The organism is Bifidobacterium sp. M0399 (genome assembly GCF_016100595.1).
GTDB lineage: Bacteria > Actinomycetota > Actinomycetes > Actinomycetales > Bifidobacteriaceae > Bombiscardovia > Bombiscardovia polysaccharolytica.
Map to the genome: position 1 here is coordinate 535,749 of NZ_JACFSD010000002.1, position 16,038 is coordinate 551,786.

The 16,038-nt window shown below is 56.6% G+C and carries 9 protein-coding genes; 6 read left to right on the forward strand and 3 right to left on the reverse strand.

What is annotated here, in order from left to right; translation table 11 throughout:
- Window positions 1-88: 88 nt before the first annotated feature.
- From H3V09_RS06830 to H3V09_RS06850, 5 genes are all read left to right on the forward strand, one after another.
- Window positions 89-730, forward strand: a complete 642-nt coding sequence (locus H3V09_RS06830; RefSeq protein WP_415873503.1) for an NUDIX hydrolase — start codon at window positions 89-91, stop codon at window positions 728-730.
- Window positions 727-2,922 carry a DUF6049 family protein gene (locus H3V09_RS06835; protein WP_198191167.1) on the forward strand — a complete coding sequence of 732 codons (2,196 nt, stop codon included), beginning with the start codon at window positions 727-729 and terminating at the stop codon, window positions 2,920-2,922. Before H3V09_RS06830 ends, H3V09_RS06835 begins: the two co-directional genes overlap by 4 nt.
- Window positions 2,919-7,121, forward strand: a complete 4,203-nt coding sequence (locus H3V09_RS06840; protein WP_232339443.1) for a murein biosynthesis integral membrane protein MurJ — start codon at window positions 2,919-2,921, stop codon at window positions 7,119-7,121. Before H3V09_RS06835 ends, H3V09_RS06840 begins: the two co-directional genes overlap by 4 nt.
- A gap of 243 nt (window positions 7,122-7,364) precedes the next feature.
- Window positions 7,365-8,648, forward strand: a complete 1,284-nt coding sequence (locus tag H3V09_RS06845) for an aminotransferase-like domain-containing protein (RefSeq protein ID WP_198191166.1) — start codon at window positions 7,365-7,367, stop codon at window positions 8,646-8,648.
- A gap of 3 nt (window positions 8,649-8,651) precedes the next feature.
- Complete coding sequence (locus tag H3V09_RS06850; RefSeq protein ID WP_198191165.1) at window positions 8,652-9,854, forward strand: D-alanine--D-alanine ligase family protein; 1,203 nt, start codon at window positions 8,652-8,654, stop codon at window positions 9,852-9,854.
- A gap of 1,244 nt (window positions 9,855-11,098) precedes the next feature.
- On the opposite strand, the gene H3V09_RS06855 is transcribed toward H3V09_RS06850, so the two are convergent.
- The gene (locus H3V09_RS06855) at window positions 11,099-11,449 is read right to left on the reverse strand and encodes a hypothetical protein (protein WP_198191164.1); all 351 of its coding nucleotides are present in this window, start codon (window positions 11,447-11,449) and stop codon (window positions 11,099-11,101) included.
- Window positions 11,450-11,558: 109 nt separating this feature from the next.
- Here H3V09_RS06855 and trxB point away from each other — a divergent pair, with 109 nt between their 5' ends.
- Entirely contained in the window at window positions 11,559-12,503 is a 945-nt protein-coding gene (gene trxB / locus H3V09_RS06860) for a thioredoxin-disulfide reductase (RefSeq protein WP_198191163.1), read from the forward strand.
- A 795-nt stretch (window positions 12,504-13,298) separates the two neighbouring features.
- Here trxB and H3V09_RS06865 read toward each other — a convergent pair.
- Window positions 13,299-14,891: a ParB/RepB/Spo0J family partition protein gene (locus H3V09_RS06865; protein ID WP_198191162.1), complete on the reverse strand. Its 1,593-nt coding sequence runs from the start codon at window positions 14,889-14,891 to the stop codon at window positions 13,299-13,301.
- 4 nt (window positions 14,892-14,895) lie between these two features.
- Window positions 14,896-15,843: a ParA family protein gene (locus H3V09_RS06870; RefSeq protein WP_046323942.1), complete on the reverse strand. Its 948-nt coding sequence runs from the start codon at window positions 15,841-15,843 to the stop codon at window positions 14,896-14,898.
- Window positions 15,844-16,038 lie beyond the last annotated feature (195 nt).

A 16,038-nucleotide genomic window follows, 5' to 3' on the forward strand; every position in this document is an offset into this window, starting at 1 on the left:
TTGATGCGCCTACTAGCATACCGTTACCCCACCTGCACATTACCTTACGTAAAGTTGGAGTATGATTACGCCCGCAGACATGGCGCGCATGCTTGCACATAGCGCCAACTCTGCGGACACCCATGCCCGCGGCCAACAGAGGCGGGACCATCTTGTGGAAACCGTAAGCGAACGTCTGGATCCGCAGGTCCGTGAGCACATACAGGCAGAGGATGACGCTCCCACGCCTGCCCTCATGCCCCGGCATAAGCAGGCATCAGGACCTTCGACCTTTGCCTCCCTGGATGCCCAGGAACTGCCCGTGGTGCGCGAGTATTCGGCGGGTGGACTGATCTTCGACCGGCATGACCGGGTGGCCATCATCGCCCGGCACTCCCGCTCGGGCCACCTGGAATGGTGCCTGCCCAAGGGCCATATCGAGAAGGGGGAAACACCCGAGCAGACGGCGGTGCGCGAGGTTCACGAAGAGACTGGGATACTGGGCCGGGTGACCGATTCCATCGCCACCATCGACTACTGGTTCACCGGAACCAACCAGCGGGTCCACAAGTTGGTCCATCATTTCGTCCTGCGAATGATCGGCGGCTCCCTAAGCGTGGAAGGCGACCCCGATCATGAGGCCGAAGATGCCATCTGGGTGGACTTCTCCGACCTGACCTCGGTGCTCAGTTACCCCAATGAGCGTAAAATAGCCTGGCTCTACGCGAGGAAGTACAAAAAACAGCCATGATCCAGACCCCCCTGCGCCCGAGCGGGCGCACCAGCCAGCACACTCATGCCTTCAATCGGTGGACCCGGTGGGCTCGAATCCTGCTAACGATCGTCCTTCTACTGACCCTGGTGATGGCTCCTTGGCATCCAGCACCAGCCTTGGCTGCCACCAATCATCAGAGCTCTGCTGAGGTGGCCCTGCGCTGGTCGACGCCAGTGGTGACCGACAAGTCCGGCTACACTCTGCGCGCTGCGGTGACCAACACCGCCAACCAGCCCATGGAGAATGCCCATCTGAGCGTATCCACAAACGCCCTGTACTCCTTTAGCTCCCGGGCCGATATGCAGGCCTGGTCCGAAGGCCACGCTCGCATCCCCACCCCGGACGTGCTGGGTACGCAGACCGTACCGACAATCCCGGCAGGGCAGAGCGTCGAGGTTGCAGTCAACGTGCCGGCTGATCAAGATGCGATCAAGAAGATGACCAGCTGGGGGCCCAAACCTGTCCGGCTCTCCCTGAGCGACGATCGGGACCAGGTCCTAGGCGATGTGTTTACCTTTCTGACCCGGACCTGGGATGGCCTGCCTACCGCAGGTACACCCGCCCTAGCCCTGACCATGGTCATGCCGCTGACCTCCTCGGACTGGAACATTGACGACAAGGCCATGACGGCGCTGATGACTCAGTCAAGTCCGGGCGACGATAAAAACCGCAGCGTGACACTGACCCGTCAAGGGGCCCGCCGCCAGGGGGATCAGAGCCAGTTGCTGACCAAGCATGGGTCCCTGCAGGCCCTGGGCGATCCGGTCTATCTGTCCGCCTTCGCCAATCGTCCCCAGATCCAGGGACTAATTCAGCCGGCCGACTTCGACATCACTGGGTATGCCTCCCAGAATCAGGATCGTTATGCCCAGGCTGGAGTCACCCCCGGATCCTGGAGCGCCAAGACTTCGGCCAAACTCTATGCCGACAGCGCGCCTGACACATACGCCTGGCAGGGCAGACAGGAGTGGACCGTGGAGTCCATCACCGCCGCTCGCCGTGCCGGCTATCAGACGGTCATCGCCCCCCAGGGCTTCGAGGTCGATGCCGGCACCTCCGCCCACACGGGCAAGTACACCATCGAAACCAAAGCCGGAAAGGTAACCGTCCTATCGGCCCAGCGCGAGCTCAGCAACCTGGCCAGGGGCCACCCCAGCTCCACGCGTGCCACCGGGGAGCAGACCCAAGCCGGGCAGACGGCCCGCTTCATAGCCCAGAGCGCCTTCTATCAGATGGAGCAGCCCTACGCCGAACGTTCCCTTCTGGTCTGTTTCGATACCGATGAAGACACCCAGCAGGCGGACCGGATCATGACCGAATTGGAGCATGCCCCATGGATCAGCCTGAAGTCCATGGACGACCTGATGCAGGCGCCCGACTTCACCGGCGGATCGTCGGGTCTGCTCAAGGCTCTGGAACTCGGCAACACCAAGGGCAGCGCCAAACATGGCGATGGCTCGACGGGCACCTTGGACTCCCTGATCGCCAGCCGGTCTGAGATCGACCGATTCGCCACCACTATCCTGGCTGACGGCAAGCAGGATTCCCAACCCACCGCCAGCGCCACGGCAGGCAAGACCGACAGCCAGGCCCTGGCCCGCCAGGATGCCGACACCACCGCCCGCCAGCCCAAGGATCCGCATCAGTGGCTGAGCCAGCTGACCGCCGCCCACGACGACCTGGCCCTGAAGTCACTGGGCGGAACCGCAGCCGCCGCTGGTTTGGCCGATCAGGCCGAGGCCATATCCCACCGACTCCTTGATGGTGTCAGCATCACGCCCAGCGAATCTCTGAACGTCGTCAGTGAGACGGCTTCCATGCCCGTGACCGTCAGCAACAGTCACCCCTACCCTGTCCACGCCCGCATCAGCGCCCGAACCGACTCCATGGAGATCGTCACCTCGCGTATGGCGGAGGCAGTCATTCCCGCCCGATCAGAAGCCCAGGTGACTTTCAAGGTCAGGGTGGCAGCAGCCGGCAGAGCCAATGTGGATATCGGCCTACTGGACCGCCAAGGCAGACCCTTCGGCCAGGTTCGCCGGGCTCAGATCACCAGCAATCTACGACTGAGCGACATGAGCGGCCTGATCATTATTGTCATCGCCGTGCTTCTGGGACTCCTGGGGCTCTGGCGGCAGTTCCACCGTACGAAGGACCCGGACGAATGAGTTCCGTAGGGCGCAATTCCGCCATCATGGCCACGGGCACCGCGGCCTCCCGTGTGACCGGGCAGATCCGCACCATCCTGCTGGCAGCCGCCATAGGCACCACCGGAATCGCGGCCGACGCCTACCAGACCGGCGCCATGATTCCTCAGGTCATGTTCACCCTGATCTCGGGCGGCATCTTCAACGCCGTACTGGTCCCGCAGATCGTACGCACCCTCAAGGAGCGGGACGCAGCAGACCGGCTGAACAAGCTGATCACGGTCGCCATGGTCCTCCTGGCCCTGTTGACCCTGCTGCTGATGCTGGGCACCCCGGTGCTGACCACCATCTATCTGAACTCCAAGTGGAACCCGGCCCAGCGTGCCCTAGCCAACTCCTTCACCCTCTGGTGCATGCCGCAAGTGTTCTTCTATGGGCTCTACACGGTCCTGGGTCAGATCCTGGCCGCCAAGGGCCGGTTCACTGCATACGCCTGGAGCTCGGTGGGTGCCAACGTTATCAGCTGCCTGGGCTTCCTGGTCTTCATCCTCCTGTTCGGCAACGCCCGCAATCAGCCGGTCGGCTTCTGGGACGACGGTAAGGTGGCCTTGACCGCTGGAGCCTGGACCCTGGGCGTGGCCTTCCAGGCACTGGTCCTCTTCATCCCCCTGATCATGAGCGGCTTCCGCTATCGCCCTCGCTGGGGTCTGCGTGGAATAGGCCTGCGATCCATGGGGTCGGTAGCGGCATGGAGCATGTGCGTGGTCATCGTCGACCAGCTGGCCAACGTGGTCAATGCCCGCATCAACAACGGCGCGCCCCTTGAAGGCAACCCGTTCGACATCGCTGGCAACGGCTCCTATCAGAACGCCTACACCATCTTCATCCTGCCCTATTCCCTGGTAGCCGTCTCGGTCAGCACGGCCCTCTTTCCCAAGCTGTCCAAAGCGGTTTCGGACGGTCGCATCGGGGATGCCCGCAATGATCTGAGCCAAGCCCTGCGCAACGTCGGACTGGTCATGTTCTTCTTCGCCGCAGTCCTGTTGGCAATTCCAGTGCCCATCACACGAGCCCTGCTGCCCTCGGTAAGCGTCCATGAATCTGTCCTTATCTCAGGACCGCTGATAACCCTGTCCCTGGGGCTGGTCCCCTCAAGCGCCTTCCTGCTCATTCAGCGCACCTTCTACGCCTTTGAGGATGGGCGGCATCCTTTCATCTTCGCAGCCGTCTCCAACACCATCCAGGTAGCACTGGTTCTGATATCCATACGCTTGTTCCCTCCCCGCTACTGGGCAGCGCTGGTAGGTCTGAGCCTGTCCCTGAGCAGCATCCTCAGCTTCCCTGCCCTGACTCACATGCTGCGCAGCCCCTTCCAGGGGAATCTGGACGGGCGGCGGATTCTGACCACTTACGCCAAGGCTTTCCTGGCTGCGGGATTGGCCCTGGCAGCCGCCCTGACAGTCAAGACCCCGGTGACCCACCTGGTCGGCGCCTGGATTCAGGGCCGACAGGGCCACATGAGCTGGGTGCAGGCACTCTTCATCTGCGTGGTCATCACCCTGCTGACGGCGGTCATCTATGTCGTGACCCTGGTAGCCCTGCGCACTGAGGAATTCACCCAACTCCTGATCGACCTGGCCCGTCGACTGGGCAGGGCAACCCGGCACCCCGTCCGCAGCATGGACGCTCTGCAGGGACGACCCTCCCGGCTGGCCGACCGCTCGGTCAGGGTGGTGCACTCCTCCTCCCCTGACTCCGCTCTGCCCGGCATGGACGCAGCACTGGAGAACTTCGAAGAGGCCCATGAGTCCGACGCTGATGGAGAATCCGCGATAGCCGGACCCCCACCGGCCCCTCCGACCCAGCAACCCGTTAGGATTGTACCTAGGAACAGTAAGGTCCACCACGGTGTCGCCGACTACAGGCGGCGCCCCACTTCTGATGAGAGCTCGGCAACCATGAACGCGCATATCGGAGACACCATCCTCGGCAGATATACCCTGGTCACCCTGCTCCGCCGCGCGAACGGTCTGAGCGCCTGGCGGGCCAAGGACAAGGTCCTGGACAGGGACTGCCAGCTCTTTATCGCCGGGGATTCCACCTGCATGGACCGGATCAACGTCAACGCTTCCAGCCTGGCGCTGAACAAGGACCGCCGCTTCACCCCGGTCTACCAGCTGCACACTCGTGACAAGGTCTCCCTGATCGTCACCGCCCCCGATGCCGGCATGTCCCTGAGGGACTACATGCACGGACCCGCTGGGGGAACGCTCAGTGACCGGGCCATCGGCACCATCATGGGAGAGGTCACCGAGGCCATGCGCACCCTGCATGCCGCCGGCATGGTCGACTATGCGGTCTCCACGAGCACCATCAGGCTGGCACCAGCCTCGATCACCCTGGCCGATGCACCTATATCGCCCATGCTCGAGTACCCATCGGTCTCGACTGAGATGGGACTGACGGACGAGGAGTATGCCATACACGAGCTGGCCGGCGTGCTCTATGCCATGCTGACCAGACGGGCCAATCAGGACGGACGACAGCCTAGTCTGCAGGAGCTGCCCAAGCAGACCCCGGAAGAGTTCAAAATCATCTGCATGCGTGGGCTGGGCCTGGCTAATGAGCAGGGAGCCGTGCCGGTTCCGCTGGTCACATTGGCAGAGCTCTCGGCCCTGCTCAGCCCCTGGGTCCCGCCAGAGGAGCTGACCGACAGCGATCTGATTTGGCCTGAGATGGACGGCCGTGCCTCCATCGAAGCCGTGGCCCTGCGCCCGGTGGATCCCAAGAATGTACTCCCGCTTCCCGCAGGGCTGACCTCCTCGGCCTTGCCTGCCGCGCAGACCGTATCTCACCATGAGCCGCACTGGAAGACCAACCAACTGCTCTTTCCCGGTCGCAGCGAGATTGAAATGCTCAATCCAGAGGATACGGATACCGACCTCTTCTCGCTCTTTGACGAGCGCCAGCGGCTGCGCTCGCTGAACAGCTCCTCCCGCAAGACCGCAGCAATGGATGTGAGCGCACTCAGGGCGACGACAGCCAGACCCTCAGCCATGAATGAGGAAGAGTCCAAAGCTGTAACCGGACGGGTGCCGACCGTCAAAAGTGATCAGCGTAAACCCTCCGAGGCTCTCAGCGGCAACGGCGTGACTGCCGACAATCCCGTGGAGCGAGGCTTCTCCCAGTGGGACTTCCATAAGTCCGGCAACAGCCAAGCCAAGCCAACCTCCAACCTGAGCGCCCCACAGGGCAACGTCGATTCGCGTGCGCGCCAAGCAGGAGCTGCGGCTGCCGAGCCTATTGTCGCAGGAGAATCTGCAGCCCGGAATGCACACTCCCCTTCCGCCGCTGCTGACAATACCAAGGCACCTAGCAAAGCGCCCAGCCAAGCGAACCGGTCCTTTAAGAACCACGATTTCGATGAAGAGGAGCAGGAAACCACAGTTATGGAGCCGCTGCCCCCCAGCTTCACGCCTGAAATCCACTCCATGCCCGTTCCGGTGACTTACTCGGTTCTTCCCGACGATGAGCAGGATAATGATCTGGACGATGAGGCCGATATGGCTAACACTCGCCTGTTCGGCCGCTTCACGACTCGCTCAGTGGTTATTGCCATAGCGGCGGTAATCGTTGTGGTGGCACTGGTCTGGGCCCTCTCGACCATTACCGGGTCCCGATCCAAAGTCGGCAAAAGTGAGGGCGGCTGGCCGGTCATGTCCAACGTGCCCTTCCCAGGCAAGACCAATGAGAGTGAAGAAGCAACCCCCTCAAGCAACGACAACGGCGATGACCAGGCCCAGGCCGGCACTAATGCTAGGAAAGACAAGGTCAGCCACGCTGACAAAAAGGCGGGCAAGGTTCCCGATCCGCCCAAGCCCAAGAACACCACGGCCTATCCGATTAGCCGCCAGCTCTTCCTCAACAAACCCGCCGGCCTGCAGGGCTATGGGTGGTATATGCATCTGACTCAGCCGGAAGAGGTCTCTCGCCTGACCATCGTCGCGCCTCAGAGCGGTGGCCATGCCCAGATCTATGCGAATTCCACGGCGGCTCAGCCCAACCAAGGACAGCCGCTGGCCGACTTCAGCTTCGATGCCTCGGGAACCACCCAGGTCACCCTGCGAGAACCGGTGACGACTCAGGACCTGGTCGTCTGGGTCCCCATGGATGGCATGCCAGGAAACACCCTGCGCTTCACTTCCGTTCAGGCTTTCTGAGCATGACTATGGGTCGACGGCAACACATGCGAATCATCCCGACGTCGACCCACAGACCACTCGTCGACCGCAATTGCCTGCAAGCCCCATGGACCCAATCAGCCAGACATGACTGCCTACCCATCCGTATGCCGATACTATGGGTGTACCGAAATGGTAATGTGTTGGATTTTTCCTCCTACATAGCGTCCGCAGGTAATACAGTTTCCTTAGACAACGGCGGCAGGAAGGCGGAAGTCAGTTATGGCGGATGATCCCAATATCGCGTCCAAGGTCATCAAGAATGATCCTTGGTATAGCTCCTATGCAAAACGAGCCGAGAAGATGCGCGCCTCCGAGATTCGCGCCCTCTTCGCCGTGGCCAATCGGCCCGAGGTGGTCTCCCTGGCCGGCGGTATGCCCTACCTGGGCCGGATGCCTTTCGATAAGTTGGCCGATCAGCTTGGCGACATGCTGCGGAGCAAGGGCCAGGTGGCCTGGCAGTATGGGTCAGCGCAGGGCGATCCCCATCTGCGCGAAGACGTGCTGCCCATTATGGAGCTGGAAGGCATCAAGGACGTCCAGCCGGATGATGTGGTTATCGTCAACGGTTCCCAGTCGGGACTGGACCTGATCACCAGGATCATGTGCGACCCCGGCGATGTGGTGCTGGCTGAGGCACCCAACTATGTAGGTGCATTGGGCGTCTTCCAATCCTTCCAGGTCGATGTGGTCAATGTGGCCATGGACGGAGACGGACTGATTCCCGAGGCTCTGGAGGAGACCATTCTGGAGCAGCGCCGCCAGGGCAAGGCGGTCAAGTTCCTCTACACTGTGCCCAACTTCCATAACCCAGCCGGCGCCACCATGAGCGTCGAGCGGCGTCCACGAGTCATCGAGATCGCCCGAAAGTACCATGTGCTCATCGTGGAGGACAATCCTTATGGACTGTTGGCCTTCGACGGCCAAACTTATCCGGCCCTGCGCTCTTACGACTCCGAGGGCATTGTTTACCTGAGCAGCTTCTCCAAGATCATCGCTCCGGGCATGCGAGTGGCCTGGATGGTCGCGCCTCCTGGCATCCGACAGAAGCTGGTTCTTGCCAACGAGTCAGCCATCCTTTGTCCTTCCAACATGAGCCAGATGACCATCACCACCTATCTGGACAACTTCGACTGGAAATCGCAGATCAACGATTACCGGGGGATGTACAAGGAACGCTGCGATGCCATGGATGAGGCTTTGAAGGAATACCTGCCCTACTGTTCATGGCTCAAGCCCAAGGGTGGCTTCTACATCTGGCTGAAGATACCCCAGGGGCTCAACGCCAAGGAGATGCTGCCTAGGGCAATCACCGCCAAGGTGGCTTACGTGTCCGGCACAGCCTTCTACGATAACGGGGAGGGCGCGGACCATATGCGCCTGTCCTTCTGTTACCCCACTCCCGATCGGATCCGAGAGGGAATACGCAGACTGTCCACGGTCATCGAGAATGAACTCGCCACCGTCCGGCTGTTCGAGCCCGACAGCGGCAAGGAAAGGGGCTGAATCATGGCGGCCAAGCACAGCAAGACACCACGGCAACAGACCGGCGGCAAAACCCCGGCAGTCGGCAAGGCCAAGACAACCGCGAGCGCAACGACGACCACAGCCGCCAGCCCGGCCAACACTGCGTCCACGGCTACTGGCGAAGTGGTCAAAAGAGCGAGGCGAACCTCGCATCGCTCCATCCGCGAGGCCACGCCGGTCACCATGGACGATGTCCTATCTCTGGCGAGCAAGGCCACCAAGCGTGCCGATAAGTCGCTTTTGGTTATCTGCGGCGGCCTCAGCCATGAGCGCGATATCTCCATAAGCTCGGGCCATCGAGTCCAAGGATTCCTGGAGGAGGCCGGATGGACGGTCCACGTCCACGACATGGACGGCTCGCTCCTGCCCTACCTGACCGACGAATCGACCCGCCCTGATCTGGTCTGGCCTTTGCTGCACGGCGCCAACGGCGAAGACGGCTCCATCCGTGATGTCTTGGAGATGGCTGAATTGCCATACATCGGATCCCGAGCCAAGGCCTCCCGGACCGCCTGGAGCAAACCCATCGCCAAGAACGTTGTCCGCATGGCCGGATTGCAGACGCCACATTCCGTGACGCTGCCCGAATCCATGTTCCGCGAGCTGGGAGTCGAACCCGTTATCGACATGCTTCTAGGTTCGCTGGGACTCCCGCTCTTCATCAAGCCCACCATGGGCGGCTCAGCCATGGGTTGCACCATGGTAACTGAACAGAGTCAGCTCACTCAGGCGTTGATCAACTGCTTCGCCTACGGTGATGTGGCCCTGATCGAACAGGCTGTAACGGGCACTGAAGTCTCCGTCTCCATCCTCGAATTTGACGGACACCCCCTGGTTCTGCCTCCGCTCGAAATCTGGACTCCCTCAGGTACCTACGACTTCGAGGCTCGCTCCACCCCCGGTCCGACGGAGTTTTATGTTCCGGCCCGACTGGATGCCAAAACCACACAGGCTGTGAGCGATGCTGCATTGACCGCCCACCGGGCTTTGGGACTCCGCGATATCTCACGCACCGACTTCATCGTCGATGCCCAGGGTCAGCCGCAATTCCTGGAGTCCAACGTGGCGCCCGGCATGACGGACACCTCGCTTCTGCCGCAATCAGCCCTGGCCGCCGGCTACAACCTGCCAGAGCTATACACTGCATTGGTTCAATCGGTTTTGGATCAAAAACGAACCGACTGAAACCACAAAGCCTGCCTGGTTCTGCCTACCATTCAGCAGGCACGAGCGAAGCCCGCATGATGCATGGCATGCAAGTTGCGCTATATGCATCACGCGGACTTGTAATATACGTAGTTTGCAAACATAGGCAGAGCTAATAGTGCGTAAGACGAGCACACTGCGCACAGCACGAACTAACAGTTTGTAATCATTAAACCCGATGTTCTATTCTGCGTTCATTATTCTCAGCATCATTCTTCTCTGGAGCCAAATACCTGTTATTCACCATTCATCATCCACCATTCATCGTCAGTTATTTCCTTTCCCCCTATTTGCTAATCTCGACTCCCAGCTTCTCCTTTGCTCTCCTATCCCCCCCCCTTACTATTCCGCCAAAGCCAACATTGAAACCAACATTGAAGCCAACTTCGATTGAGAGATTTGTTCAATCAGGTCCCTGTTTTTATATTGTCGGCTAGGTTGACTCGCATAAGAGATGCAATCCAATAAATGGCCGGTGTCAGAATGGCTAGTCACTCTCCAAGATTCAACTCACAATAGACTGCTGTATCGCCCCACATCCATGCATGCAATCGTGGTCGGTATCGAATGTTTCACGTGAAACATTCTGTGATGATCAACTTACTTCGTCGACTCCTGCGAGAGTCCCACACGATACAACACCTATGACCGGCTGCGAATGTTGCCCGCCAAAAGTGCGAGTCTAATAAAGATATGAGTCAGATAACAATGAAGACAACCTTGATAGGATTGCGACGCTACAGGGTCTATATCAGTCAACACAAGATAGGTTTACCCAAGATGTTTATCAAGCAGACTTGATTACATATAGTTATAGGCATCTAATTATAGGCATCTCTGCTTTTCCATCTTCGAAAAGCGAGCCATCGCTACTGTGTCATCAAGAACTTCGAACGAGCACTGAGCTCGCATCGGTAAATCGCAATGCCATCACCGGCATTGCTGCATCAATTCATTGACCCCAATTCGTTCGTCCTCATCGCTGCGAACACGATCTTCCTATCCGAATTCACTGACCGAGTCATATCGCTTACGGCCGGCTCGCTCCCCCGCTACCATCCTAAGCCCATTAAAAGCCAATAGACACCTTGCAGGTCAGTGGATACATATGTACAGGCGCAGCCGTCCTTATTAAAAGACCATACTTTCGTAAGACCGAACAAACAATTGAAACCGTACCCACCGAGATTGAATCGTCTACGACCTAGCTAGCCGGATATTCCCTACTTGTCTCTTTTGCTTTCCTTGTTCTTGTCCGATGCGCGCCAAGAACTTTCAACAGGTTCTTCTTGAATTGATGATGAATATCGTTCGCTACTCCCAGCAGTCATATCTTCATCGGCCCCAAGGCTTTTGTCTGTTGTCAGAGAATCAGCATCCAACTCGTCGTCATTGTCATCAGGGCTTGGTGGGTTCCAAAAACGCCAGCTATGCCAGCTGTCATCCCCGCTCTTATCATCTGTTTGATGGCTGGGATGCTCCCGCAGCAAACGGTCAACTCGGAGCATAAACCAGATCAGCACCAGAATCGTCCCAAGATTGGTTAGGATGGCGACTATCACAGTTTTCTCCATGATTCAAGAATAGCCTGCCGGTGTCAGAACCGAGCTTACTGTGAGATAACAAGCGCCCTTTTCGCCCACCGCATGTGACTCGGTCATCCTGAATGGATACAGTAGCGTTATGAAGCAAACTGTTCATGATGCGATTGTTATAGGGTCCGGACCCGCAGGTTACACCGCCGCCATTTATCTTGGCAGGGCTGGATATGCTCCACTCGTTATTGCAGGAGCCCTAACGCCCGGCGGTCAGCTTATGAACACGACGGAAGTAGAGAACTTCCCTGGATTCCCCAAAGCAGTACTCGGCCCCGATCTGATGGATCAGATGCGCGATCAGGCCGAACATTTTGGTGCTCAGATTGAATACGATGATGTTGTTTCAGTTGACTTGAGCGGAGACGTCAAGCGGATCACCACCGATGGCGGCGAGGAATATCAAGCTCGAGTCGTCGTCATCACCACTGGCTCGCAATATCGTAAATTGGAAATCCCCGGCGAGCGCGAGTTTTCAGGACGAGGGGTATCCTACTGCGCCACATGCGATGGCTTCTTTTTCAAGGACAAGCCCATTGTAGTCGTTGGTGGAGGCGACTCTGCCATGGGTGACGCGGACTTCCTGACCCGCTTTGGTTCTTCTGTCACACTGATCCACCGTCGCCAAGGCTTCCGCGCTTCAAAAATCATGGTGGACCGTGCCAAGGCCAATGACAAGATCAACTTCCTTCTTGATTCAGTCGTTACACGGATCAACGGCGACGATAGCGGCGTAACCTCTTTGGATGTCCGCAATACAGCCACTGACCAGCAATCCACTATTCCAGCTAATGGAGTCTTTGTCGCCATTGGATTCACCCCTCAGACCGCTTTCCTTAATGGCCAAGTTGATCTGGATCAGGACGGCTATATCCTGGTCGAAGGTGGGTCAACGAAGACTTCTACACCTGGAGTCTTTGCCGCTGGTGATGTCACCGACAAGATCTATCGTCAGGCCATCTCTGCGGCCGGCATGGGTTGTCGTGCTGCTTTAGATGCTCAGGAATATCTTACGAGTTTGGATAACCGATAGAACTCGATACGCACCCCCACAAACATGAATTCACGTGCCTGGCAGTTTACGATTGCCAGGCACTTCGTTTATCGATTATGCGCAGCTGCCTACTTAGTTTGCTTTTATTTCTCCATTGACTGCCAGCGGACACCCTACTCAACAAGAACATTTCCTACCCTACAGCTTCTTAAATCATCCTCTGCTGACGCAAGTTACTTCCCACTGACGCAACTTTCCACAACAGAGCCCCCTCCCCTCTAACGCACAACTAGAATTCCCAAAGTTACGCTGCCCGAATTGGTCACCCCACCTCAATGACTAAGACCAACTTCAGTGAAAAGCCGCACAAAGCGAGGGCTTATTACCTACCAAATGACAAACACAAAAACAGAAGTTCCATCATGGCCGACTAAGTGGCCTCTCACCAACGACTAACTGGATATCTTACGATTGAATATACCTATCACACTACTGACAACTATGAAGGCGAGAGACCAATCTAACCAGACACAGCTGCCCGACAAAATGACCTGGGTGACCAGGCTCTAGCGATTCGCAATCCAACTCTTTGCGGCCGACTGTTTGCCAGCTCCATGCTATTTATCAAACTTTTCCGCACAGATATATCTGGTCAGTGAATCGGACATACCTAGGACGCCCAATCATTCCGACTTTCCCAATCATTCTGGCCTTAAGGTAATTTCAGCGATTGCTCATCAGCTCATACCAAACTCGATCGGGCTATGAAGCAATCGCTCAATTAACAGCAAGGTTCGGATGAGCAAACCCTGAAGTCTCACTTCCAGAATGGGATCAAACCCAGCCTTTATCGCCAGAATGACTGTCATTACTTGCAGATTGATTCTTTTCCAAGAGAATGGCTACAATGCGGTCCATGTCTTCAGGCGAAGAAAACACGATTTCTATTTTCCCGTGCTTTTTAGTGCCCTTGATGGCCACCTTGGTATCAAAGTGGCTTTCCAGATCCTGGCGTACAGGACTGTCAGCCCAGGCGTTTACCCTAGGCTTCTTTGCTTTCTTCTTCGTCTGTCCAGTCTGCAAGGCGACAAGTTCCTCAGTAGATCTTACCGACAGACCTTCAGCAATGATCTTGTCTGCCAGAGTAGTCATAGACTTTTCATCCGGCAAAGTAAGCAAGGCGCGAGCATGCCCAGCTGACAACACACCTGAGCTTACTTTTTTCTGCACACTAGGGGGCAATTTTAACAAGCGAAGTGTGTTCGTGATCTGAGGCCTGGACTTAGAGATTGACTTAGACAAGCCGTCCTGAGTCAAGCCGAACTCATCAATCATTTGCTGATAAGCGGCTGCTTCTTCCAACGGATTAAGAGCCACTCTATGGAGATTCTCGAGCAAAGCATCACGCAACATGGTGTCGTCGCTCGTTGTTTTCACAATTGCAGGTATGGTATCCAGACCAGCCAATCGAGTAGCACGCCAACGACGCTCACCCATTATGATCTCATAATGGGTTGTTTGCTGTAGACCCGCTTCCCTCTGATTTGAAAGCTGACTCGATTGTTCCTCACCGGTCTTAGCGCCAATTGCTCCGGATTTGCTTTCCGCGCCGCCAACTGAGGTTGTCTTATTTTTGATTGTTCCTGGACGGTCTATAAGAGTTGATCTTCGCACCACTATGGGCTGCAATACGCCAACTTCTTTGATGGAGCGTGAAAGCTCCAACAGTTCGTCTTCATCGAAGATTTGTCGCGGTTGCTGAGCATTGGGCCTAATATCGTCCACACGCACTTCAGCCAAGTACCCGCCTTGGACGGGTTTCAGCTCCTCTTGGCTATTGCTCTCGGTCTTATTCGGCTCAGTAGCATTGCCAACAATAGGTGCACGGTTGACGCTTTGCTGAGTCTCTTTTGTCCGATGATCGACAGCCCTACTCGATCCCATCATCGGCAATGTTTCACGTGAAACATTTGTCGTCGTAGGACCAAAGAATAGATCACTTGGGTGTTCCAGGCTACTGATGGACGGGACTGACCGACGCTTTGTAGTTCTCTTCGAAGTGGATGTTTCACGTGAAACATCCTCATTAAGAGACTCGGAAATGCTGACACGCTTTTGTCCCTTGTTGGAACGTTTACGACCGCTCCCTGAAGACTCTGCCGAAGCCGCTAGTTGAGTGCTTGTGCTCCCCGAATGCGTAGTACTGCGTTCTCTTTTGGCTTCGTCTTCTACTGAGGCATCTATATCTTTGCGAAGTCGTCCGTCCGATTCAGCACCCAAGCCCTGAAGAGTGGGCTGCTTGTTGCCGGAATTCGGTACTTTGTTATCTTGCTGACGGCCTTTGTCAGCATTGGTTTCGTCATCTTCACCTGGCAGGGCGGGAAATAGAGCCCCCAAGCCCTTGCCTAACCGTGAACGGCTTGTCATGTCCTCACTCCCCCTGTCTTCTATTGGCAATATGTTCCAACACTTGCTCGGATCTCTGGGCGATTTCTAACGCTGCCTCTTCGTAAGCAATAGCGCCAGCTCCTTTAGGGTCGTAGGTGACAACGCTTTGCCGGAAGCTGGGAGCCTCAGAGATTTTGACAGAACGCGGGATGGTCGTATTAAGCACTATCTCTGGATAATGTTCCTTGACTTGATCAAACACTTCTTTGCTGAGCAGCGTTCGCCTGTCATACATGGTCAACAACATGGTTGAGATTACGAGATAAGGATTATAGCTTTGCTGAACAAGTCCTATGGTATGCAGTAATTGTTGCAGTCCTTCAAGAGCATAGTATTCAGCTTGCACTGGGATCAATACCTCATTGACCGAACACATGGCATTCAGAACTAATAATCCGAGACTAGGAGGGCAATCAACGAGAACATAGTCATAATGCTGGTGGCAGATTTTAAGATAGTCAGCAACCGCTTTCTTCATGAGCTGATTGCGGTTGGGCATATCCGCAACTTCCAGCTCAGCACCACTGAGGTCAATAGAAGATGGTACAACCTCTAGGTTGGGGAATTGAGGGGATACTACCTTAACGTCGTCAATCCCAAGACGACCCTCGAGCACGTCGTATGTTGACGGCGTCCCGGATTCATGAGCTACACCCAATGCAGTAGAAGCGTTGCCTTGTGGATCCATATCGATTACCAACACACGTTCGTCGAATTCAGCAAAAGCACATGCCAAATTTACAGTGGTCGTGGTTTTCCCTACCCCGCCTTTTTGATTTGCAACGGCAATGAAGCGCGTTTTTGAAGGGTGAGGAAATTCAGCCTGATGTAAGGCCTGATAGCGCGCAGAAAGATCTGCCATCTCCGCACCAGACACCGAACCAGTCCCCTCAGCGAATATTCTATTGAGAATATCCGTTGTCGACTCCATACCTGATGCGGTTGGCGTGGGCTTCTCACCGATATCCGGGGTATTCCCCGAAACGGGTTTCACCTTCTTCGATGCGGTCACGAACCTTCCTCCTTTTGATAACCATTCAATTTTCCCGTCCTAGTTGGACATGTCAGAACAGCCGAAAGTTATACACGGTCACTGTTCATAACTGTGGATAAGTGTGGATAGATC

Excerpts from the sequence above, each read along its gene's own strand:
- H3V09_RS06830 (WP_415873503.1), top strand. The coding sequence starts at position 89 with ATGCTTGCACATAGCGCCAACTCTGCGGACACCCATGCCCGCGGCCAA.
- H3V09_RS06835 (WP_198191167.1), top strand. The coding sequence starts at position 727 with ATGATCCAGACCCCCCTGCGCCCGAGCGGGCGCACCAGCCAGCACACT.
- H3V09_RS06840 (WP_232339443.1), top strand. The coding sequence starts at position 2,919 with ATGAGTTCCGTAGGGCGCAATTCCGCCATCATGGCCACGGGCACCGCG.
- H3V09_RS06845 (WP_198191166.1), top strand. The coding sequence starts at position 7,365 with ATGGCGGATGATCCCAATATCGCGTCCAAGGTCATCAAGAATGATCCT.
- H3V09_RS06850 (WP_198191165.1), top strand. The coding sequence starts at position 8,652 with ATGGCGGCCAAGCACAGCAAGACACCACGGCAACAGACCGGCGGCAAA.
- H3V09_RS06855 (WP_198191164.1), bottom strand. The coding sequence starts at position 11,449 with ATGGAGAAAACTGTGATAGTCGCCATCCTAACCAATCTTGGGACGATT.
- trxB (WP_198191163.1), top strand. The coding sequence starts at position 11,559 with ATGAAGCAAACTGTTCATGATGCGATTGTTATAGGGTCCGGACCCGCA.
- H3V09_RS06865 (WP_198191162.1), bottom strand. The coding sequence starts at position 14,891 with ATGACAAGCCGTTCACGGTTAGGCAAGGGCTTGGGGGCTCTATTTCCC.
- H3V09_RS06870 (WP_046323942.1), bottom strand. The coding sequence starts at position 15,843 with ATGGAGTCGACAACGGATATTCTCAATAGAATATTCGCTGAGGGGACT.